Here is a 21,177-nt window from a genome sequence, read left to right on the forward strand (position 1 = left end):
AAATCCTTAGAGACGCCTGACCTCTGCTGTCCGCGCAGGCGAACCCTGCCGCCGGCCTGCTTGTGAGCGCCCCGCCCCGCATGTCAGAAACCGGCACGGAATCGGGCCGCACGACCCGCGCAGGAGGAACCTACCCATGAGCAACAGCAAGGATGTCTGGCGTCGGGTCGACGACAAGGCCCCAGCCTATTTCGGGCTCTCCGACCGCATCTGGCACATGCCCGAGCTGAACTATCAGGAGGTCCGCTCGGCCGCCGAACACGGCGCCATGTTGGAGAGCGAGGGTTTTCGGGTGACGACCGGCGTCGCCGGCATTCCCACAGCGGTCGTCGGCGAGGCCGGCGAAGGCGGCCCGGTCATCGCGATCATGGGCGAATTCGACGCCCTGCCGGGCCTGAGCCAGGAGGCCGGTAACGCGACCGAGACCCCGGTCGAGAGGGGCGGCAACGGCCATGGCTGCGGCCATAACATGCTGGGCTCCGCCTCGCTGCTCGCCGCCGCCGCGGTGAAGGACTATCTCGCCGCCAACGGACTCAAGGGCCGCGTGCGCTACTATGGTTGCCCCGCTGAGGAAGGCGGCTCGGCCAAGGGCTTCATGGTCCGCGCCGGCGCCTTCGACGATGTCGATATCGCCCTGTGCTGGCACCCGGCCTCGTTCAACGGCGTCAACCGCGCCTTCTCGCTCGCCTGCGTCGAGATCGAGTTCACCTTCTCCGGCCGCGCCTCGCATGCCGCTGCGGCGCCGCATCTCGGCCGCTCTGCGCTCGATGCGGTCGAGCTGATGCATATCGGCGTCAACTACATGCGCGAGCACATGCCTTCGACGGCGCGCGTGCACTACGCGATCATCAATGCCGGCGGCATCGCCCCCAATGTCGTGCAGGCCACCGCGACGACCCGCCAGCTCATCCGCGCCGCCACGCTCTCCGAGATGTGGGAGCTCGTCGCCCGCGTGAAGAAGATCGCCGAGGGTGCGGCCCTGATGAGCGAGACCACAGTCGCGATCAAGCAGCTCTCGGGCGACGCCAATCTCGTCGGCAACCGCCCGCTGGAAGAGACGATGCAGGCCAACCTGCTGGCGCTCGGCGGCCCCGGCTTCGACGCCGCCGACCATGCCTTCGCCGCAAAATTCCAGAAGACGCTGAGCCCGCAGGACATCGCCGCCGCCTATGGCCGCTTCGACCTGAAGCCGAAGGAGGGCGAGGCGCTGAGCGACGAGATCTACCCGCTCGGCGCCGGCAACGACACCTCGGTCGGCTCGACCGATGTCGGCACCGTGAGCTGGGTCGTCCCGACCGTGCAGTGCCGCACCGCCTGCTACGCGATCGGCACGCCCGGCCATTCCTGGCAGCTGGTCGCACAGGGCCTCGCCCCGGCCGCCCACAAGGGCCTCGCGCTCGCGGCCAAGGCGATGGCCGGCGTCGCCTCCGACGTGCTGAACGACCCCGCCCTGCTCAAGGCAGCCAAGGACGAGTTCGCGGCCTTCCGCGCGAAGAATTCCTTCGCCAACCCGATCACTGACGATGTCGAGCCGCCGCTCGACATGGCCGCGCATTGATCGGGCGGACCAGAAGCGACAAAGCTTGATCAGCCGGCCGGACGCGGGAGAGCCCCCACATCCGGCCGGCTTATTCGGGGAATGCGCTAGCCACCCTGTAGTCCGGACAGCTCGACACGGATCGTCGGGCGGGTCGCCTTGAACTCGGCGACGGCAGCCGAAGTGAGGTCCGAGACCGAGTCGGAGGCGTTCGACATCAGGCGCAGGATGATCCGACCGAGCCGGTCGCGGGCTTCGGTCTCCAGCTCGGTGTCGAGCCTGTCGTCATGCCCGATCGCAGCCCAGGCCCTGGCCTGGACGGCTTCGGCGACGAGCAGTTCCTGGGAGTTCAGCACACCGGGGAAGCGGAAATTCGAGCTAGGCATCGGCGATTCAAACATGGCTGGCCAACGGATATAGGGCGGCCTCGGTTCCCGGCAAGGCAAAGAGAAAATCCGCAGCCGGATAGGTCGCCCCCTCACCATCGAAATTCCATGTGACGAGCGCGCTACGAAGCCGGACAAACAGGTCGGATAAACATAAAATCCAAATTGGACTTATTGTCCAAATTTGCCTTGACCCGCTCCCTCCCCGCCTGCACAGATGGCCGGCACAGCCTTGCCGCCCCGACGGCAAGCCACAGGCCGCAAGGCGGGAGGCTCGCGTGAAGTTCGACATTTTCCAGATGGAGCGGAACCAGACGCTCTTCGAGAACGACGTCGAGATCAACCTGACCGAGAGCGGCGTCCATCCCTGGTCGGTCGAGGACATTCTGGGCGAAGAGGCTGCGCGCGACCTGCTGAAACAGCCGCTCGGCTATGGCTGGACCGATGGCCGGCCCGATCTGCGGGCCAATATCGCCTCCTGGTATCCCGGCGCCACCGCCGCAAACGTGCTCGTCACCAACGGCTCTTCCGAGGCGACGATGATCGCGCTGATGGCGCTGTTCGAGCCCGGCGACTCCCTGGTCTTCGCCCTGCCGAACTTCATGCAGATCGACGGGCTTGGCCGCGCGCTCGGCTTCGATATCCGCCGGCTCGCATTGTCGGGCGACAGCGACTGGCAGATCGATCCCGCTCAACTCGCCAAGGTCGCGACAGGCGCCAAGGCGATCGCCGTGACCAACCCGGCCAACCCGACCGGCAGCGTGCTCTCGGCTGCGAGCCGCGCCGCCCTGATCGAAGCCGCGAAGCACAACGACGCCTGGCTGATGGTCGACGAGATCTACCGCGGCGGCGAGATCGACGGTGCCGAGACGGAAACGCTCTGGGGCAGCTACCCCAAGGTCGTGATTACATCGAGCCTGTCGAAATCCTTCGCCTGCCCCGGCCTGCGCCTCGGCTGGATCGTCGCGCCGGCCGAGGTCGTGGCCTCCGCGGCCGAGCGGCAGGATTACACCACGATCGGCAGCGGCATCCTCAGCCAGATCCTCGCCGAAGAGGTGATGCGCCCGGAAACACGCGGCCGTCTGCTCGCGCGCAGTCGCGATTTGCTGCGCAGCAATGCCGATCTCGTGGCGCAATGGATGGCGCAGCATAACAACTGGTCGTGGCGGCGCCCGCAGGCCGGCGGCATGGCCTTCCTGCGCTATCCGCTCGATATGTCTTCCGAGGTCTTCTCGCAGAAGCTGCGCGAGGAGGAGAGCGTCTTCGTCGTCGCCGGTAGCTGGTTCGGCATCGAGAACCACATCCGCATCGGCATCGGCGTCCCGACCGAGGTGCTGCGCGACGGCCTGGCGCGGATGGATCGGTTTCTGGCGCGGCAGAAGGGCTGAGGAGCCTTCCCGCCTTGCCGTCATGCTCGGGCTTGACCCGAGCATCTCCTGTCGAAGGAGGCTCCTGTGCCTCTCTTTCATGAGGTTCTCGGGTCAAGCCCGAGAATGACGCCTTGTCCCGTTCAGCGCCCGATCCCGTCCAACACCACCCGTGCGATCGCGATGTCCTGCACCGCGATCCCCGTGAGATCGGCGATGGTGATGTCGTCGTCCGAACGCCGCGCCGGCACGTTGCCGGCGAGCACCGCTCCCAGCTCGACGCAGTCACCCGCATCGATCAGCCCGACCGCCGCAGCGGCGGCGAATTCACCATGGTCGAGGCTCTGCTCCAGCGAATCCGCGATCCTGACATCGGCGAGCGCGACCAGCGCGGAATCCAGTTCCTGCTTGCCCGGCGCATCGGCACCGAGCGCGGTGATATGCGTCCCCGGCCTGATCCAATCGTCGCGGATGATCGGCGCCGCAGCCGGCGTCACCGTGATCAGCGCATCGGACTGCGCGCAAAGCGCCTCCAGTTCCGCCACGGGCTCGATAACGATACCTTCGCCTTCGAGATCACGCCGCAGCGCCTCCAGCTTTTCCGATGAGCGCGCCCAGACCGCGAAAAGCGGCTCGCGACCGCGCAGCAGATGCGCGGCGGCGCGGATCTGGAAACGCGCCTGCGTGCCGGCGCCGACAATCCCGATTCGGCGCGCATCGGCCCGCATGCCGGCCCGCGTCGCAATGGCGCCGGCCAGCGCCGTCCGGAGATCGGTGAGCCAGCCCTCATCGCGCAGGATCGCGACCACCGCGCCGGTCTCGGCCGAAAACGCGATCATCATCCCGCTCGTCGTGGGCAGGCCCTTGGCGGGATTGTCATAGAACCCCGTCGCGATCTTCACGACGAAGATGGCATCGCCGGCGATATGGCCGAACTTGATATGGCAGTCGCCGTTATGCGCGGGGAAGCCGAGATAGCCGACCGGCGGCATCTGCACCTGCCCCGCAGCCGCGGCCTTGAACCCCTCCTCCAGCGCGATGAAGGCCCGGTCGAGATCGACGGCGGCCTCGATCTCCGCACGCGACAGGTCAAGCATCCGGGGTCTCGTTGGCCTGGTTGAGATAGTTGTAGACGGTCGCGCGGGCGAGCCCGAGGATGCGCGAGATATAGGCGGCGGCATTGCGCCCGCCGAAGGCGCCATTGGCCGCGAGATCAGCCACCAGCTCGCGCTTCTCGGCCCGGCTGAGGCTGGTCACCGCGAGGCCGCGGCTTTGCGTCCATTGCTGCACGAACTCGTTGATGCGCTCGTGCCAGTCTTCCTTGAACAAGGCCTGCGGCTTCTCGACGCCGGTCGGCACGGTCGCCAAGGCAGAAAGCGTCTGCATCAGCGCGTGGAATTGCGAGACGTCGACATTGATGCAGAGCACGCCGATCGCCTTGGCCCCGACTGAGAGCACGATGCTGATCGATTTCAGCCGCCGCCCGTCCCAGTTCACCTTCTCATAGGGGCCGATGATCGTCTCGTTCGGATCGAAGCCGATCTCGTCGAGCAGGGACGGCTCGCCGAGCACGCGCTGCGAGAAATTGCCGGCGATATGCACGACGCTCTGCGAGCCGAGATCGTGCAGCACGACCTCGGCATGCGGCCGGAACAGCAGTGCCACCGCATCGCAGACCGGCAGATAGGGGGCGAGTTCCGGCGTCATGCCCGCTCCGTCAGCGCGGCTGCGACTTGAGATAATCGCTCAAGCGTTCCAGACCTGCCGAAAGATGGTGGCCCGGCGCGCCGATGCCGATGCGGATATAGCCGTCGAGCCCGTAGACATCGCCCGGCAGCAGCATGATCCCGCGCTCCTCGCGCAACCGGTGGACGAGTTCGGTCGAGTTCATCGAGTGGCTGTACCGGATGAAGGCCATGCCGCCGGCCTTGGGCGGCACGAAGGAAAAGAACTCGTCGTTCGCCTTCACCCAGTTCGTCAGCAGCGCGAGATTCTCCCGCAGGATGGTCTTGCTCCGCTGCAGGATTTCGGCGCGCTTGGCCGGCTGCACCACGATGCGGGCGATATGCTCGCTCAGCGCGCTCGTCGTGATCGAGGTGTAGTCCTTGTTCTGCCAGGCAGTATAGATGTCCCTGGCCGGCCCGACCAGCCAGCCGATGCGCAGGCCGGGCAGCGCCATCGCCTTGGAGAGCCCGCTGGTGATGATCGCCTTCTCGTAGAGATCGGCGAAGCTGGGCGGCTCGTCGGTTTCGAGCTCGGCGCCCTTGTAGACCTCGTCGGCATGGAGATAGCAGCCCTGCGCCCGGGCGATCGCGACCAGCGCGTCCATGGTCTCGCGCGAAAGCAGGCTGCCAGTCGGATTGTTCGGGTTGCAGATCGTCATCAGCTTGGTGCGGGGCGTGATCGCCCGGCGGACCTCATCGAGATCGGGCGTCCAACCCAGCTCCTCGCGCAGCTTCACCTCTTTGACGGTGGCGCCGATCGCCCGAGCCCAGCCCCAGATCTGCAGGTAGTTCGGCACGAAGACGACGATCTCGTCGCCCGGCTCGATCAGCGACATCACCATCAGGAAATTGGCTTCTGCCGAGCCGTTGGTGACGATCACCTCGTCCGAGGTCCGGTTGCGGTAGAGCTTGGCGATGTCCTCGCGCAATTCGACCGCGCCATTGGTCCAGCCATAGCCGAGCTCGACCTCCATCAGCTTGGCGCGCTGCTCCGCGCTGAGCAGCTCGTTCAGCGAATAGGGATGGACGCCGCTATCGGAGAGATTGAACTCGACGGTGTTCTCGTAGAGCGACTGGATCCGCTCCAGTGTGAATTCTTCGATCTTCATGCTGCCCATCCCGCGCCGGCCGATCCGCCGCATCTCCCGCGAGTATGATGGGCATCATTTGGACGTCAAGGTCGATTTTGGAATTTACAGTCCAAATCATGGTTGCTATCCCTTGGTGACCCCGTCGCAGCCGCTCCCGGAGAGCCCATCATGTCCGACCAGAACCCCGGTGCCAACAAGATGTGGGGCGGGCGCTTCACGCTGGCTCCGGCCGATGTGATGCGCAGGATCAATCCCTCGATCGGCTTCGACTACCGGCTTTACCGGCAGGACATCGCAGCGTCGAAGACCCATGCCGCGATGCTCGCCCGCCAGGGCATCATCGCCGGCGCCGACAACGAGCGCATCCAGGCCGGGCTCGACCAGATCCGCGGCGAGATCGACCGCGGCGAACTCCAGTTCAGCATCGACTTGGAGGACATCCACATGAACGTGGAGGCGCGCCTCAAGGAGATCATTGGCGAGCCCGCCGGACGCCTGCACACGGCCCGCAGCCGCAACGACCAGGCGGTCACCGATGTCCGCCTCTGGATGCGCGATGCGATCGATGCTCTCGACGGCACTATCCGCGAATTGCAGCAGGCCCTGATCGAGCGCGCCACCGAGCATGCCGAAACGATCATGCCCGGCTTCACCCATATGCAGGTCGCCCAGCCCGTGACCTTCGGCCACCATCTCATGGCCTATGTCGAGATGTTCGGCCGCGACCGCGAGCGCCTGGCCGGCGCGCGCCAGCGCACCAATGTCTCGCCGCTCGGCGCCGCTGCTCTGGCGGGCACGGCCTTCCCGATCGACCGGCAGTTCACGGCGGCCGAGCTCGGCTTCGCCCGGCCGACCGAGAACTCGATGGATTCGGTCGGCGCGCGCGACCATATCTGCGAATTGCTGTTCTGCTGCTCGATGCTGGCCGTGCATCTCTCGCGCCTCAACGAGGAGATCACGCTCTGGTGCAGCGACGGCTTCCGCTTCATCGCGCTGTCTGACGCCTTTACCACCGGCTCCTCGATCATGCCGCAGAAGCGCAACCCGGACGCGGCCGAGCTGGTGCGCGGCAAGACCGGCCGCGTCGTCGGCTCGCTGACGGCCATGCTGGTGACGGTCAAGGGCCTGCCGATGACCTTCATGAAGGACATGCAGGAGGACAAGGAGCCGATGTTCGACGCGCTGGAAACGGTCGAGCTCTGCGTCGCCGCCACCACCGGCATGGTCCGCGACCTCACCGTGCGCCCCGAGGGCATGCGCGCCTTCCTCGATCGCGGCTTCCCGACTGCGACCGATCTCGCCGACTGGCTGGTGCGCGAGGCCGGCATACCCTTCCGCGACGCCCATCATATCACCGCCCGCGTCGTCGCGCTGGCCGAGGCCAAGGGCTGCACCTTGCAGGCGCTCGATCTCCACGCCATGCGCTCGGTCGATCCCCGCATCGGCGAAGCAGTGTTCGCGGTGCTGGCGCCGGAGCACTCCGTCCGCAGCCGAAGCAGCTATGGCGGCACGGCTCCCGACACCGTCCGCGAGGCGATCGAGCGGGCGAAGCAGCGCTGGCTGTCCGGCAAGCCGATCCAGAACTGACTTCCCCCTCGCCCCACGCAACCCGGCGGCCGCCGTCCCGCAAACTTTGCGGGATCAAACCGGCCGCCTTTCTGGCTATGGAAGACGGCGCCGGTCGATTCGACCGGGCCTGAAAAAACGAGCGCGGAGCCATAGCAGCTCCGCGGCGGGGGAGAGATGATGGAACACGTCTGGTTGCGTGGGGTTGCCGAGCAGTTCGGCATCGCTGGCGGGCTGCGGCAGCTCGGCGGCGAATACGATCTCAACTTCCGCGGCCGGACCAGCGAGGGCGACGTCATCGTCAAGGCGATGCGCCCGCAGGGCGAGCCCGCCCTCGTCGACCAGCAATGCGCCGCGATCAGCCACGCGCTCGCCGCCGACCCGACGCTGCCGCTGCCGCGTCTTCTCCCCACCGAAGGCAAGCGCTTCTGGCAGAACGTCGCGGACGCTCAGGGCAATCAGCGCATGGTCTGGGTCCAGCGCGCCTTTACGGGCATCCCGATGGGCGAAGCCGGGCCGCAGCCGCCCTCCGTCCTCGCCGAACTGGGCGCGCTGACCGCGCGTCTCGACCTCGCACTCCGCGACTTCAAGGTCACCGCCGCGCCGGATGCGGCGAAATGGGACCTGACCGAGGCCGGCTGGATCAAGCCGCATATCGATGTTCTCGAAGGCTCGCGCCGCAAGCTCGTGGCTGAGATCGTCGCCGGCTTCGAAGCGCTGAAGCCTGCGCTCGACAAGCTGCCGCGCCAGACCATCCATAACGACCTCAACGACTTCAACATCCTGGTCGAGCCGCGCCTTGGCGAACCCGCCCGCATCAGCGGCCTGATCGATTTCGGCGATATGACCAATGGCCCGCGTGTCTGCGAGATCGCCATCGCCGCCGCCTATGCCATCCTCGACCACGAGGCGCCCGAAGCGGTGCTCGCAGCCTTCGTTGCCGGCTATCACGACGTCTCGCCGCTCAGTGCCGAGGAGATCGGCCTGATCTGGCCGCTCGTGCGCATGCGGCTCGCGGTCAGCGTGGTGAACTCGACGATCGAGGCCAAGGGCCGCCCGAACGACCCCTATGTCACGATCTCGCAGGCCCCGGCCTGGCGCCTCCTCGAAAACCCGGCCGTCGACGGCGAATTGATGGGCGCGCGCCTGCGCAATGCCTGCGGCCTCCCGGTCACCGATGCCGCCGGCCGCATCGCGAGCTGGATCGCCGGACAACGCGGCAGCTTCGCGCCCGTGCTCGGCCGTGCGCTCGATGGCCTGCCGGTCGGCTCGCTCGGCGTCGCCGAAGCGACGATCCCGCAGAACCCGTTCGAGCTGCGCGCCGACGAAGCCCGCAATCTCGGCGCCGGACTGGGCATCACCTCGCAATGGTGGCTCGGCCAATATGGCGAGCCACGGCTGGTCTATACCGACAAGGCTTTCCGCAAGGGCCGCTGGCTCGCCTCGAACCGCCGCACCATCCATATGGCCGTCGATGTCTTCGCGCCGGCTGGGGAACCGGTCCGCGCGCCTATCGCTGGTAGGGTCGCGCTGGCGGAGAACCGCGAAGGTCATCTCGACTATGGCGGCGTCGTCATCCTCGAACACCACACGCCGGCGGGCGACGTCTTCCACACGCTCTATGGCCATCTCGCCGCCGACGGCGCCGCCAGGCTGAAGCCGGGTCAGGAAATCGCGGCCGGCGAAGCCTTCGCGAAGCTCGGCCCGGCCGAGGAGAACGGCGGCTGGGAGCCGCACCTGCATTTCCAGCTCGCTCTGACGCTGGACGGCATGGGCCATGACTGGCCGGGCGTCGCCGACCCCGACGACTGGGCACTCTGGCAGGCGATCTGCCCGAACCCCGCCGCCCTGCTCAACCTGCCCGACGCTGTCGTCGCCTATCAGGCGATCGACGAAGCCGCGCTGCTGGCCGAGCGCAAGGCCCGCTTCGGCGCGAACCTGAAGCTCAGCTACAAGCAGCCGGTCACCTTCCTGCGCGGCTGGCGCCACCATCTCTTTGACGCGATGGGCCGGCCCTATCTCGACGCCTATAACAACGTGCCGCATGTCGGCCACGCCCATCCGCGCATCCGCAAGGTGGCGATGGACCAGCTCGCGCGGATGAACTCCAACACGCGCTATCTGCACCCGGCGCCAATGGCGCTGGCCGAGCGCCTGACGGCGAAGCTGCCGAAAGAGCTGGAGGTCTGCTTCTTCGTGAATTCCGGCTCGGAAGCCAACGAGCTGGCCCTGCGCCTCGCCCGTGCGGCCAGCGGCGGCTACGACATCGTCACACCCGATCACGGCTATCACGGCAACACCACCGGCGCGATCGACATCTCCGCCTACAAGTTCAACAAGCCGAACATGGGCGGCCGCAAGCCCTGGGTGCAGCTCGTCGACGTCGCCGACGACTATCGCGGCCGCTTCCGCCGCGACGACGCCCACCGGGCGCTGCACTACGCCCAGCAGGTCGATGGCGCTCTCGCAGCCATCGCCGAGCGCGGCGGCAAGGTCGCCGGCTTCATCGCCGAGACCTTCCCGAGCGTCGGCGGGCAGATCATCCCGCCGCCCGGCTATCTCGCGGCCGTCTACGAGCGCATCCGCGCCGCCGGCGGCATCTGCATCGCCGACGAGGTGCAGACCGGGCTCGGCCGTCTCGGCGACTATTATTTCGGCTTCGAGCAACAGAATGTGCGGCCGGATATCGTCGTGCTCGGCAAGCCGCTCGGCAACGGGCACCCGATCGGCGCGCTCATCACCACCCGCGCCATCGCCGAGCGCTTCGCTGAGGGACCGGAGTATTTCTCGACCTTCGGCGGCTCGAACCTGTCCTGCCGTATCGCCTCGGAAGTGCTGGATATCGTCGAGGAGGAAGGGCTTTCAGCCAATGCCAAGGCGATGGGCGACAAGCTGCTCGCCGGCATGCGCGCTCTGATGGCTGACTACCCTTGCGTCGGCGACGTGCGCGGCATCGGCCTCTTCCTCGGGCTGGAGCTGGTCACGGATCGCGAGACGCTGGAGCCTGCGACCGATGCGGCAGCCCATGTCATGAACCGCCTGCGCGACATGCGCATCCTCGTCGGCCGCGAGGGGCCGGCCGACAATGTCCTCAAGATCCGCCCGCCGCTGACGGTCGGAGCCGACGATGTCGAGATGATCCTCGACCGGCTCAGGATCTGCCTGCGCGAGGTCGAGGCCGCGCGCTAGCCAGCCGGCACGGCGCCTGCATGTCCTGGCCCGCTTCTGGCGTGGCCGGGGCAGCCGTGGCATCTTGCCCCGGCGTGCGGAGGAGTGGTTATGGAGTTGAAATGGCTGGAAGACGTCCTGAGCCTCGCCTCGACGCTCAGCTTTTCGCGCTCCGCCCGTGAACGGAACGTCACGCAATCAGCCCTGAGCCGCCGGGTCCGGCAGTTGGAGGACTGGCTGGGGGCGCCCCTCTTCGACCGCAGCAGCTACCCGATCCGCCTCACCGAAGCCGGCCAGACCTTTCTGCCGCGGGCGCAGGACATCCTCAGGCAGGTGCAATGCGCCCGCCAGGAGGTGCTCCAGCAGCAGGAGGATGTCTCGGAGATGCTGGTCTTCGCGACGCTGAACACCCTGTCGCTGACCTTCTTCCCCGGTCTCGTCCGCCGCATCGAGGACAGGCTCGGCCCGCTGAAGACGCGTTTCTGCGACCAGCGCGCCTCCTTCGGCGGCAATGTCGCGCTGCTAAACCGCGGCGAATGCGATTTCCTGCTGACCTATGCACATCCGACGGTATTGCCGGAGCTCGACGCCGAACGCTTCATGTATCGCCATCTCGGCAACGAGCGGGCCATCCCCGTCTCACTGCCCGACGATGACGGCGAGCCGCTTCACGGCTTCTGCTCCGGTGGCACTCCCGTCCGCCTTCTGAGCTACGGCAACAGCTCTTTCTTCGCGCGCCGGCTTGCCCTGCTCTTCGCCGAGCGGCCGACACCATTGATCACCGTCTACGAGAACCCGATGTCGGTCGGACTCAAGGCGATGGTTCTGGCCGGGCGCGGCGCAGCCTGGGTCCCCGAGAGCCTCGTCATCGACGAGCTGCGTGACGGCCGACTTGTCCCCGCCGCTGACCCGTCCTGGTACATCACTGCTGAAATCCGGCTCTACCGGGCCAGACAGCAGGGCCGGCCTGCCCTCGAACGGTTCTGGGAGGCCATCGCGGTCGAAGTTCAGCCGGAGCGCCCGGCTGAACCGGCCCGGACAACCGCCGGAAGGCGCAACTACACGCGCTCCATTTCGGCCGGCTGCGACAGCAGGAACCCGAGATCCCCCGCCGCATCGATCTCGGTGAGCCGGGCGTAAAGCACGTCGGCACCCGGCATCCCGGCACAGCAATCCGCAAATTTCGCCGCGCGATCGTCGTCGTCGAACGGCACAGCGGTCGAGCCCTTCGCCTCCCGCCGTTCGGCCTTGAACACGCGCCCGTCCTTGAGATTGATGGTCACGCGATGCGGCTGGCGTCCGCCCGCCTCCTCGCTCTTCTCGTAGGATCGCATCACCGTCAGCGGCAATAGGCGCCGGACCTCCGCGCGCCCGACCGCTTCCGGCGTGAAATCGGCCAGTGACAGCCGGTCCTGCAAGAGCGCCAGCGCCACGCAGTAATGCATCGAGAAGCGGCCCTGCATCTCATCCTGCGGGTCGGGATAGGCGAGGTTGCGGGCATTGGCGATGCCGACTAGCGTATCGACCGACGCGACGTCGTCGGCGCCGAAACCGTGCTCTGCCCTGAGGTCAAGGATCGCATCGACCGTATTATGCGTCGAACCGCAGCAGGGATGGCGCTTCGGGGTCAGCCCGTCGCTCTCGATCACATGCGGCGAGGCCAGCACCATCTCGTCCCAGCCGGCAGCGCTGTCGTCGCCGAACAGCTCGGCGATGCCCATCGGGCATTCCAGGATGTCGAGACGCCCGGTCATGCCCGCTGCCGCGAGAGCTGAGGCATCGACGGCATTGCGCGCGGCGAGCCCGGCATGAAGCGGTTTCGCCGGCGTGCCGAACTGCCCCTTGGGGCCGGAGGCCATGCTGGCGGCGACGCTCATGGCGCGGGCAATGCCGGCAGCATCGAGCCCCATCAGCCAGGCCGTGCCCGCCGCCGTGCCGATGGCGCCGACGGTCGAGGTCGCATGCCAGCCGATCGTGTAATGCGCCGGATTGATGCCGCGCCCGACGGCGGCCTGCGCCTCCAGCCCGACGAGATAGGCATCGACGAAAGCGCGTCCGCTCGCCCCGCGGCCCTGCGCCACAGCGAGCAGCGCCGGCACGAGCACGGCCGAGGCATGGGTGATGCCCGGCCTGAAATTGTCGTCATAGTCGAGCGCATGCGCGGCGGTGCCGTTGACCAGTGCGGCAATCGCCTCGCTCGCCCTGCCGCCGCCCGCGACCGCAGCCGCTCCCTGCGGGCCGATGCCGGGCGCGAAGGCCTGCCGCACCGCCTGCGTCGCCTGATCGCTGATACCGGCCAGCATGCAGGCGACGGTGTCCGTGATGGCGTGATGCGCCCTCAGCCGCGCGAGCGGCGAGAAGACCGGCCCGGAGCGGCTCCATGCGGCGATACGTTCGATGGCGCTGGGCATGATCACTCCCGGTCGGTCTGGCGGAGGCTAAGGCTGGTCAATCCTGCCGGCGTGCTTCGAGGATCAGGCGCAGCAGGCGGCCGAAGACGAAGCGGTTCACCTCCGTGCCCTTGATGTCGGTATTGACGCGGTGGACGATCACGAGGTCGAGCGAGGGGATGACGAGGCAGTTCTGCCCGCCGACGCCCTGCGCGCTGTAGCTGCCGGCCGGCAGCACGACACCGGGGAAGCCCGCACCGGAGCGCTCGGTCCACCACATATAGCCGTAGCCGCCGCGCGGCCCTGCATCGGAGAGCGGCAGCACGCTGGTCGCGACCCAGTTGGCAGGGATGACCTGCTCACCCTGCCAGCGGCCCTGCCGCAGGAACATCAGGCCGAAGCGCGCCAAGTCGCGCGTCGACATCCGGAACGGGTAGGCAGGGTGAACCGAGCAATCGTCCGGCTCCAGCCAGCCGTCGCGCCGCTCGCCGTCGAGCCGGAAATCCTCCATGCCGAGCGGTCGGCCGATCCGCGCCAGGAAATCGTCATGGATGCCGGCGCCGGTCAGCGCCGTGAAGATCGTGCCGAGCGCATTGAAATCCCAGTTGTTGTAGAGCCAGAAGGCGCCCGGCGGCTGCGAATGACGCTGCGGCTTGATCGACTTCATCCAGGGCGATTCATAGCCGGCCGGATGGAAGATGCCCGAACGCGCGGTCAGCAGATCGTAGACCGTCGCGGCCTTCTCGCGCTCGCTCAGGCCTTCCTTGTCGTCGATGCCGAGATCGGCGAGCGTGCGGGAGAGGTCGATCCGGCCGTCTTCCTCATGGATGCCGATCAGAGCGCTGAGGAAGCTCTTGCGGACGGAGTGGCACTGGTAGCGATGCGCGAGGTCGCCGCGGCTCGCCACCACGCGCCCGCCCTGCACGATCATCACCGTCGCGGTCGAGATCGTGTCGGCATAGCGCCAGGCCCGGTCGAGCCCCTCCTGCGACCATCCAGCCGCCTCCGGCGCGACGCTCTCCCAGTCCTTCACCGGCCAATGCTCTCCCGCCAGGGCCTTACCCGTCATGCCTGCCTCTTCCATGTCCTGATCCGTCGAAGCCCGTCCGCTCAGGCGATCGGGCGATAGCCCACGCTCGCCTCGAGGAACTCCCGCGTATAGGGCTCCTGCGCCCGGCCGGCCCTGACATCGGCCGAGCTCATCTCCTCGAGGATGCGCCCCTCGCTCATCATCGCGACGCGTTCGCAGAGATGCGTGACGACCGCGAGATCGTGGCTCACCATCAGGTAGGTCAGGTCGCGGTCGCGGCGCAGCTGCTTCAGCAGGTTGAGGATCTCGGCCTGCACGGAGACGTCGAGTGCCGAGGTCGGCTCGTCCAGCAGCAGAAGCTCCGGCTCGATGATCAGCGCACGCGCGATCGCGACGCGCTGACGCTGGCCGCCCGAAAGCTCGTGCGGGAAGCGATAGCGGAAGGACGGTCCGAGGCCGACAGCGGTCAGGATTTCGTCGATGCGCTCCTGCGGCCGGTCGAAGCCATGGATCTTGAGCGGCTCGGCCAGCACGTTCTGCACCATCTTGCGCGGGTGCAGCGAGGCATAAGGGTCCTGGAACACCATCTGCACACGGCGGAAGAAGGCCTTGTCGCGCTTGTGCGGCACCTCGCGGTCATGGAAGGCGATCGTGCCGCCATAGTCGCTGTTCAAGCCCGCGAGCGCGCGCAGCACCGTCGACTTGCCGCAGCCGGACTCGCCGATCAGCCCGAAGGCCTCGCCATGGCCGAGCGTGAAGGAGACATCGTCCACCGCCTTCAGCGCCGCGGCGCCGCGGCCGAAGATGACGGAGAGATGGCTGACCGTGAGGGCCGCCGGGCGGTTCACAGCCATGACCGGATCGCTCGCGTTCATGCCCGGCTCCCGCTCTGCAAGGTCGGCCCGTCCAGCCAGGCCGGATCGCGACTCGGCACCTGCAGCATGTCGGTCTGCCGGTCGAGCCGCGGCAGGCTGTCGAGCAGCGCGCGCGTGTAGGGATGGCGCGCATTGCGCAATTCGCGCGCCGGGATGTCCTCCATGATGCGCCCGGCATACATCACCAGCACGCGGTCGCAGAAATCCGCCACGAGATTGAGGTCGTGGCTGATGAAGATCAGCCCGGCGCCGCGCCGCGTCACCAGTTCGTCGAGAATGCTCAGCACCTGCCGGCGGATCGTGACGTCGAGCGCCGAGGTCGGCTCGTCCGCGATGATCAGGTCCGGCTCCGGGATCAGCATCATCGCGATCATGACGCGCTGGCCCATGCCGCCGGAGACCTCGTGCGGGTAGAGCTTGAAGACGCGGGCGGGGTCGCGGATCTTCACGGCCTCCAGCATGGCGAGCGCCCGCGCCTCGGCCTCCTTGCCGCCGACCTTGTGGTGCAGGCGATAGGCCTCGGTGATCTGCTCGCCGACCCGCATCAGCGGATTGAGCGAAAATTTCGGGTCCTGCAGGATCATCGAGATGCGGTTGCCACGGATGCTGCGCATCTCGCGCTCGCTGGCGCCGAGCAGGTCGATCCCGTCGAAGGACAGCTTCTTGGCGGAGATCGTCGCCGCCTTCGGCGTCAGCTTCAGGATCGTGCGCCCGGTCAGCGACTTGCCGGAGCCGGATTCGCCGACGATGCCGACCTTCTCCCGGCCGACGCTGAAGGAGATGCCGCGCACCGCCTGCACCAAGCGATGCGCGCCCTTGAAGGTGACGGAGAGGTCCTCGACCTCGAGCAGCGGCTTATCCATGGCGGGGGTCCAGGATGTCGCGCAGGCCGTCGCCGAACAGGTTGAAGGCCAGGCTGGTGATCAGGATGGCGAGGCCGGGAATGCCGGCGATCCAGCCATTGGTCAGGATGAACTCGCGGCCCGATGCCAGCATCGCCCCCCATTCCGGGCTCGGCGGCTGCGCGCCGAGGCCGAGGAAGCCGAGCCCCGCCGCGGTCAGGATGATCGACGCCATATTGAGCGTGATGCGCACCACGACGGAGGGAATGCACATCGGCACGACATGGCCCAGGATGATCCGCAGCGGCGACGCGCCTTGGAGACGAACCGCCGCGATATAGTCGGACTTGCGGATCGACAGCGTCTCCGCTCGCGCCAGGCGCGCGATCGGCGGCCAGGCGGCGAGCGCGATCGCGATGATCGCATGGTCGATGCCCGGCCCGAGCGCCGCGACGAAGGCCAGCGCCAGCACGAGGCTCGGGAAGGCCAGGAAGATATCGACGATGCGCATCAGCACGATATCGGCCCAGCCGCCGAGATAGCCGGAGGTCGTGCCGATGATGAGGCCGAGCGGCGCCGCGATCACCGCCGTCAGCAGGGCGATGTAGAGCGTGATGCGCGCACCGAAGACCAGCCGGCTGAAGATGTCGCGACCGAGCTCATCGGTGCCGAACCAATGCGCGGCCGAGGGTCGTTGCAGGCGGTTCGTCAGGTCCTGCGCGTAGATGTCATGCGTCGCGACCAATGGCGCGAACAGGGCCACCAGCGCGATCAGCACAATGATGGCGAGCCCGAACATGGCGGCGGGGTTTGCTCGCAGCCGCCACCATTTCAGCGAGAGTTGCTGCATCCGCGCCTGGAAGGGCGAGGACGGGACGGGCGCCGCGAGCCAGGCCCGCAGGCCCCGCTCACTGGCCTGGTCGATGGAATGTGGTGCCATGGCCATGCCTCAGCGGGTCCGCGGGTCGAAGACCCGGTAGAGCAGGTCGCACAACAGGTTGAGCGTGACGAAGATGACGCCGACAAGCAGCGTGCAGCCGACGACGGCGTTCATGTCGCCGGCGAGCAGCGCATTGGTCAGGTAGCGGCCGAAGCCCGGCCAGGCGAAGACCGTCTCGGTCAGCACCGCGCCTTCGAGCAGGAAGGCGTAGGACAACGCGACCACCGTCACCACCTGCACGGCGATGTTGCGGAAGGCATGGCCCCAGACGGTGCGCGCCCAGGATAGGCCCTTCACGCGCGCGGTCACGACATATTCCTGGCTGAGCTGCTCCATCATGAAGCTGCGCGTCATGCGGCTGATATAGGCCAGCGAGCTGAAGGCCAGGATCGAGGCCGGCAGGATGATGTGCGACACGGCATTGCCGAACATCTCCCAGTTGCCGGCGAGCAGGCTGTCGATCAGCAGGAAGCCGGTGACCGGTTCGAGATCGAACTCATAGGTGAAGTCGATGCGGCCCGGGCCGCCGACCCAGCCCAACGTCGCGTAGAACAGCACCAGCCCCATCAGCCCAAGCCAGAAATTCGGCGCGGAATAGCCGATCAGCCCGACGACGCGGACGATCTGGTCGAGCCAGGAACCGCGATACATCGCCGAGAGCACGCCGAGCGGAATCCCGAAGCTCGTACCGATCACGATCGCCACGCTGGCGAGCTCGATCGTCGCCGGGAAGACGCGGGCGATATCCGCCACGACCGGCTTGCCGGTGGTCAGCGCCATCCCGAAATCGAGATGCAGCACGCCCCAGAGATAGCGGCCGAACTGGATGTAGAGCGGCTGGTCGAGACCCAGCTGCTTGTACATCGCCTGATAGGCTTCCTGGGTGACGTTGTCGCCGAGCACGGCGACGACGGGATCGAGTGGCAGCAGGCGGCCGATGAAGAAGGTCAGCGCCGCAAGCCCGAGCAGGGTCACGGCGAAGGAGGCGAGGGTCCGGCCGGAAGCCTTGAGCCAGGACGGGAGGATAGCCCGCCCTGGATCGGAGTTCAGGCCGGGCGCCGCGGCGGCGGTCCGGGACATCGCGGCGGCCTTACTTGGCCGCGCGCTCGTAATAGGTCCGGAAGCCGTTCCAGGTCCACGACTTCAGGTCCTTGCGCACGCCGGCGACGCTGTTCATCTGGAACATGAAGGCCATCGGGCCCTTGGCCATCACCTCCTTCTGGATCGTGGCGTAGAGCGCGTCGCGCTTGGCCGCATCGGGCTCAAGCAGGGCCTGCTCGATCTGCTTGTTGAGGTCGAGATCCTGATAGGCCGAGCGCCAGCTCGGATACTGGGTCTGCTTGGCTTCCAGCCGGTTGTCGGGGTTGAAGACGAGACGCGAGGCGTTGCCATGAGCATCCGGCACGCCGGTCTGCCAGGCCAGCATCGCCGACTGGTATTCACGCCCGCGCACCTTGCTGAAGAGCTGGGCATTGGCCATGCGTTCGAGCGAGAGCTTGACGCCGACCTTGGCGGCGTTCTGCTGGACGCTCTGGGCGATCGGATTGGCATGCGGCAGCGTGCCGAAGATCATGGTCGCCTCGAAGCCGTTGGGATAGCCGGCTTCGGTCAGGAGCTGCTTGGCCTTGTCGAGGTCGAGCTTGAAGGGCTGGCCTTCCTTCGCGTCGAGCGCGCCGACGGCTCCGAGCTGGGCGAAGCTGGCGCGCGGCACGCCGAGATGGGTCATCACCGTCTTGCCGAGGCCCTCATAGTCGATCAGGTAGCGCATCGCGAGGCGCACCTTCTCCTTGGAGAACGGGCCGTCCGCGACGTTGAAGCCCCAGTAGAACAGTTGCGGCCGCAGCACCTTGTCGATCGTGATGTCCTTCGAGCTTTCGAGATCCCTCAGGTCCTCGGGCGTCAGGTCTCGCGCCACGTCGACATCGCCCTGGCTGAGCAGCAGGCGCTGCGTGCCGGGCTCGGCAACATGGCGGATCAGCACGCGCTTCAGCGCCGGGGCCTTGCCCCAGTAACCGTCATTCGCCTCCAGCACGATCGACTCGCCGGCGTTCCAGCGCGTCAGCTTGTAGGGGCCGACACAGGCCGTGCGCGTCGCCAGGTACTTGTTGCCGAGGTCGCCGCCCTGCTCGTTTGCCATCAGGGTCTTCTTGTCCATGACCATGGACACCCGGTTGGCGGCGATCCCCTGCAGCACCAGCGTCGTCGGATAGGGCTTGTCGAGCTTGAGGGTCAGCGTATCGCCCGCACCTGCGACGATGTTCTGCTCGACATTGTCCTTGGTGAAGCCGTACTCGGTCAGCGTCGCGGCATTGCCGAAATTCAGCTTGACAACCCGGTGCAGCGACCAGGCGACATCCTCGGCCGTCACCGGATTGCCGGAGGGGAACTTCGCACCCTTGTGCAGGTGGAAGGTGATCTGCTTGCGGTCCGGCGAGACATCCCAGCGCTCGGCGAAGCTCGGCACGACCTTGCGCTCGTCGGCCTGGTCGAAATCGACCAGCGTGTCGCAGGTATTCTGCAGGATCTCGTTGGTCACGACCTCGCCGACCTGGGCAGGGTCGAAGGTGCTGATCGCGTCGATATTCCAGGCCATCACCAGCGCGTTCTTCGGCGTCGCGGCGATGGCGGCACCCGCACCAGCGCAGAGGGCCGCGGCGGCAACGGCTGAGAGCAGCTGGTGCCCGGCGAGGCGCGGCGTGGTTCCGGTCTTGTCGTTTCGGTTGGCCATGATCTCGATCCCGCTCTTTGATTGTTGTTTGATTGAAGACGTCTTGGTCGCCGGGAGCAACTTTGCCGGATGCTCCCGGGAGATGCCGGTTCAGGCGGCCTGGGGCCGCGGCTTGATCGGCGGCTTCACATCGGCCGGGATCGGGCAGACATAAGGCGTCTGCGTCGTCCGCTCCTGATGATCCTTCTTGGCACGGGCCAGCAGCGTCTCGTCGCTGATCACGTCGACCGCCGTCGCCGCCATGATCTTGGCGGCATGGACCATGCCCTTATGCGCGGCCGGCGCCTTGCCCTGCGCCGTGATCTGCCAGGAATGGCCGGGCGTGCCGATCGCATGGGTCGCGACGCGCGCCTGGATGGTCGGCACCTTCCAGCTGACATCGGCGACATCAGTCGAGCCGATCATCGGCACGCCGCGCGTGCCCTGCGGCACAACGAAATCGCAGAGCGGCGTGTCCTCGCGCGGCGCGATGCCGGTGCGGCGATAGTCGTTGAGGATGTCGGCCGGGCCGAGCGTCGCCTGGATCTTGGCGGCATAGGCCTTGTCTGCCGCATCGAAGGGCACGGGGCCGAGCCGGTCGATGTTCCTGAACATCGCGTCTTCCAGCGGCGTATTGCCGAGCATGTTGGAGACCGCGCTCATGATCGAGATCGAGACCGTGGTCTCGGTCATCAGCGCCGCGCCCTCGGCGATCTTCTTCACGCGCTCGTTGAGCTCCAGCATCCCGGCGAGGTCACGCGCCCGGATGGCGTAGCGCACCTTGGCCGAGGCCTGCACGACGTTGGGCGCGATGCCGCCGGCGTCGAGATAGGCATAGTGGATGCGCGCATCGGACGGTGCGTGCTCGCGCATGTAGTTGACGCCGACATTCATGAGCTCCACCGCATCGAGCGCCGAGCGGCCGAGATGCGGCGCAGCAGCCGCGTGCGACGCGCGGCCGGTGAACTGGAAATCCATCCTTGTATTGGCGAGCGACAAGGCATCGTCGACCTTGGTCATCGTCGCCGGGTGCCACGAGATGGCGACATCGACATCGTCGAAGGCGCCGGCGCGCACCATGAAGGCCTTGGCCGCGCCGCCCTCTTCCGCCGGGCAGCCGAAATAGCGCACCCGCCCGGCCCGCCCGGTCTTCGCAAGCCAGTCCTTCACCGCGGTGGCCGCGAGCAAGGCAGCCGAGCCCAGCATGTTGTGGCCGCAGCCATGGCCATGGCCGCCGGCCTCGACCGGCTTCGGCTCGGCGATATTGGCTTCCTGGCTCAGGCCCGGCAGCGCGTCATACTCGCCGAGGATGGCGATGACCGGGCCGCCCTCGCCCGCCTCGCCCATCACCGCGGTCGGGATGCCCGCGACATTCTCGGTGATGCGGAAGCCCTGCTCCTTCAGCATCGCGATATGCTCGCCGACCGAGCGATACTCGGTATAGGCGATCTCGGGCATGCCCCAGACGCGGTCGCTCAGCGCCTCGAAAGGCTGCCGCTTGGCATCGACCAGCTCCCAGATGATCTCGGAATTCTGCATGGCTGGTTATTCCTT

General features: G+C 67.2%; 17 protein-coding genes and 1 pseudogene. 5 read left to right on the forward strand and 13 right to left on the reverse strand.

Features of this window, described 5'->3' with window-relative positions; genetic code table 11:
- Positions 1 to 136: 136 nt before the first annotated feature.
- Positions 137 to 1,558, forward strand: coding sequence for an amidohydrolase (locus NUV79_RS08735; RefSeq protein WP_257732685.1), 1,422 nt, complete (start codon positions 137 to 139; stop codon positions 1,556 to 1,558).
- A gap of 86 nt (positions 1,559 to 1,644) precedes the next feature.
- Here NUV79_RS08735 and NUV79_RS08740 read toward each other — a convergent pair whose 3' ends face one another.
- Positions 1,645 to 1,923, reverse strand: coding sequence for a hypothetical protein (locus NUV79_RS08740; protein WP_257732686.1), 279 nt, complete (start codon positions 1,921 to 1,923; stop codon positions 1,645 to 1,647).
- A 278-nt stretch (positions 1,924 to 2,201) separates the two neighbouring features.
- Between NUV79_RS08740 and NUV79_RS08745 the strand changes: the two genes are divergently transcribed.
- A complete protein-coding gene (locus NUV79_RS08745; protein ID WP_257732687.1) occupies positions 2,202 to 3,311 on the forward strand; it encodes an aminotransferase class I/II-fold pyridoxal phosphate-dependent enzyme in 1,110 nt (369 codons plus the stop codon).
- Between the two features lie 122 nt (positions 3,312 to 3,433).
- Here the strand turns inward: NUV79_RS08745 and NUV79_RS08750 are convergent, their stop codons facing one another.
- The 3 genes from NUV79_RS08750 to NUV79_RS08760 are packed head-to-tail and all read right to left on the reverse strand — an operon-like array spanning position 3,434 to position 6,123.
- On the reverse strand, positions 3,434 to 4,387 hold the full coding sequence (locus NUV79_RS08750; RefSeq protein ID WP_257732688.1) for a Rossmann-fold NAD(P)-binding domain-containing protein: 954 nt from the start codon (positions 4,385 to 4,387) through the stop codon (positions 3,434 to 3,436).
- Positions 4,380 to 4,997 carry a helix-turn-helix transcriptional regulator gene (locus NUV79_RS08755; protein WP_257732689.1) on the reverse strand — a complete coding sequence of 206 codons (618 nt, stop codon included), beginning with the start codon at positions 4,995 to 4,997 and terminating at the stop codon, positions 4,380 to 4,382. The genes NUV79_RS08750 and NUV79_RS08755 overlap by 8 nt, the downstream gene beginning before the upstream one ends.
- 10 nt (positions 4,998 to 5,007) lie before the next feature.
- Complete coding sequence (locus tag NUV79_RS08760; RefSeq protein WP_257732690.1) at positions 5,008 to 6,123, reverse strand: aminotransferase class I/II-fold pyridoxal phosphate-dependent enzyme; 1,116 nt, start codon at positions 6,121 to 6,123, stop codon at positions 5,008 to 5,010.
- Positions 6,124 to 6,273: 150 nt separating this feature from the next.
- On the opposite strand from NUV79_RS08760, the gene argH reads away from it, so the two are divergent.
- The 3 genes from argH (at position 6,274) to NUV79_RS08775 (ending at position 11,979) form a co-directional block, all read left to right on the forward strand.
- Complete coding sequence (argH, locus tag NUV79_RS08765) at positions 6,274 to 7,692, forward strand: argininosuccinate lyase (protein ID WP_257732691.1); 1,419 nt, start codon at positions 6,274 to 6,276, stop codon at positions 7,690 to 7,692.
- A gap of 159 nt (positions 7,693 to 7,851) precedes the next feature.
- Positions 7,852 to 10,860 carry an aminotransferase class III-fold pyridoxal phosphate-dependent enzyme gene (locus NUV79_RS08770; RefSeq protein ID WP_257732692.1) on the forward strand — a complete coding sequence of 1,003 codons (3,009 nt, stop codon included), beginning with the start codon at positions 7,852 to 7,854 and terminating at the stop codon, positions 10,858 to 10,860.
- Positions 10,861 to 10,950: 90 nt separating this feature from the next.
- A complete protein-coding gene (locus tag NUV79_RS08775; protein WP_257732693.1) occupies positions 10,951 to 11,979 on the forward strand; it encodes a LysR family transcriptional regulator in 1,029 nt (342 codons plus the stop codon).
- On the opposite strand, the gene NUV79_RS08780 is transcribed toward NUV79_RS08775, so the two are convergent.
- The 9 genes and pseudogenes from NUV79_RS08780 to NUV79_RS08815 form a co-directional block, all read right to left on the reverse strand.
- The gene (locus NUV79_RS08780; protein ID WP_257732694.1) at positions 11,898 to 13,250 is read right to left on the reverse strand and encodes an MmgE/PrpD family protein; all 1,353 of its coding nucleotides are present in this window, start codon (positions 13,248 to 13,250) and stop codon (positions 11,898 to 11,900) included. The two genes, NUV79_RS08775 and NUV79_RS08780, sit on opposite strands and share 82 nt — an antisense overlap.
- A gap of 37 nt (positions 13,251 to 13,287) precedes the next feature.
- Positions 13,288 to 14,298, reverse strand: coding sequence for a serine hydrolase domain-containing protein (locus NUV79_RS08785; RefSeq protein WP_257732695.1), 1,011 nt, complete (start codon positions 14,296 to 14,298; stop codon positions 13,288 to 13,290).
- A 41-nt stretch (positions 14,299 to 14,339) separates the two neighbouring features.
- Positions 14,340 to 15,134, reverse strand: coding sequence for an ABC transporter ATP-binding protein (locus tag NUV79_RS08790; protein ID WP_257732696.1), 795 nt, complete (start codon positions 15,132 to 15,134; stop codon positions 14,340 to 14,342).
- On the reverse strand, positions 15,131 to 15,316 hold the full coding sequence (locus NUV79_RS25375) for an ABC transporter ATP-binding protein (RefSeq protein ID WP_404979083.1): 186 nt from the start codon (positions 15,314 to 15,316) through the stop codon (positions 15,131 to 15,133). Before NUV79_RS25375 ends, NUV79_RS08790 begins: the two co-directional genes overlap by 4 nt.
- A gap of 144 nt (positions 15,317 to 15,460) precedes the next feature.
- Positions 15,461 to 15,919, reverse strand: a pseudogene (locus NUV79_RS25380) (ATP-binding cassette domain-containing protein); the annotation flags it as partial.
- Positions 15,920 to 15,989: 70 nt separating this feature from the next.
- On the reverse strand, positions 15,990 to 16,922 hold the full coding sequence (locus NUV79_RS08800; protein ID WP_374679048.1) for an ABC transporter permease: 933 nt from the start codon (positions 16,920 to 16,922) through the stop codon (positions 15,990 to 15,992).
- A gap of 3 nt (positions 16,923 to 16,925) precedes the next feature.
- Entirely contained in the window at positions 16,926 to 17,996 is a 1,071-nt protein-coding gene (locus tag NUV79_RS08805; RefSeq protein WP_257732699.1) for an ABC transporter permease, read from the reverse strand.
- Positions 17,997 to 18,006: 10 nt separating this feature from the next.
- Entirely contained in the window at positions 18,007 to 19,644 is a 1,638-nt protein-coding gene (locus NUV79_RS08810; protein WP_257732700.1) for an ABC transporter substrate-binding protein, read from the reverse strand.
- Positions 19,645 to 19,734: 90 nt separating this feature from the next.
- Positions 19,735 to 21,162, reverse strand: coding sequence for a M20 family metallopeptidase (locus tag NUV79_RS08815; RefSeq protein WP_257732701.1), 1,428 nt, complete (start codon positions 21,160 to 21,162; stop codon positions 19,735 to 19,737).
- Positions 21,163 to 21,177 lie beyond the last annotated feature (15 nt).

The organism is Allobosea sp. 47.2.35, assembly GCF_024655635.1.
Classification (GTDB): Bacteria; Pseudomonadota; Alphaproteobacteria; order Rhizobiales; family Beijerinckiaceae; genus Allobosea.

Bases quoted from the DNA above. Each gene is read 5' to 3' on its own strand.
- NUV79_RS08735 (WP_257732685.1), top strand. From the start codon at position 137: ATGAGCAACAGCAAGGATGTCTGGCGTCGGGTCGACGACAAGGCCCCA.
- NUV79_RS08740 (WP_257732686.1), bottom strand. From the start codon at position 1,923: ATGCCTAGCTCGAATTTCCGCTTCCCCGGTGTGCTGAACTCCCAGGAA.
- NUV79_RS08750 (WP_257732688.1), bottom strand. From the start codon at position 4,387: ATGCTTGACCTGTCGCGTGCGGAGATCGAGGCCGCCGTCGATCTCGAC.
- NUV79_RS08755 (WP_257732689.1), bottom strand. From the start codon at position 4,997: ATGACGCCGGAACTCGCCCCCTATCTGCCGGTCTGCGATGCGGTGGCA.
- NUV79_RS08760 (WP_257732690.1), bottom strand. From the start codon at position 6,123: ATGAAGATCGAAGAATTCACACTGGAGCGGATCCAGTCGCTCTACGAG.
- argH (WP_257732691.1), top strand. From the start codon at position 6,274: ATGTCCGACCAGAACCCCGGTGCCAACAAGATGTGGGGCGGGCGCTTC.
- NUV79_RS08770 (WP_257732692.1), top strand. From the start codon at position 7,852: ATGGAACACGTCTGGTTGCGTGGGGTTGCCGAGCAGTTCGGCATCGCT.
- NUV79_RS08775 (WP_257732693.1), top strand. From the start codon at position 10,951: ATGGAGTTGAAATGGCTGGAAGACGTCCTGAGCCTCGCCTCGACGCTC.
- NUV79_RS08780 (WP_257732694.1), bottom strand. From the start codon at position 13,250: ATGCCCAGCGCCATCGAACGTATCGCCGCATGGAGCCGCTCCGGGCCG.
- NUV79_RS08785 (WP_257732695.1), bottom strand. From the start codon at position 14,298: ATGACGGGTAAGGCCCTGGCGGGAGAGCATTGGCCGGTGAAGGACTGG.
- NUV79_RS08790 (WP_257732696.1), bottom strand. From the start codon at position 15,134: ATGAACGCGAGCGATCCGGTCATGGCTGTGAACCGCCCGGCGGCCCTC.
- NUV79_RS25375 (WP_404979083.1), bottom strand. From the start codon at position 15,316: ATGTATGCCGGGCGCATCATGGAGGACATCCCGGCGCGCGAATTGCGC.
- NUV79_RS08800 (WP_374679048.1), bottom strand. From the start codon at position 16,922: ATGGCCATGGCACCACATTCCATCGACCAGGCCAGTGAGCGGGGCCTG.
- NUV79_RS08805 (WP_257732699.1), bottom strand. From the start codon at position 17,996: ATGTCCCGGACCGCCGCCGCGGCGCCCGGCCTGAACTCCGATCCAGGG.
- NUV79_RS08810 (WP_257732700.1), bottom strand. From the start codon at position 19,644: ATGGCCAACCGAAACGACAAGACCGGAACCACGCCGCGCCTCGCCGGG.
- NUV79_RS08815 (WP_257732701.1), bottom strand. From the start codon at position 21,162: ATGCAGAATTCCGAGATCATCTGGGAGCTGGTCGATGCCAAGCGGCAG.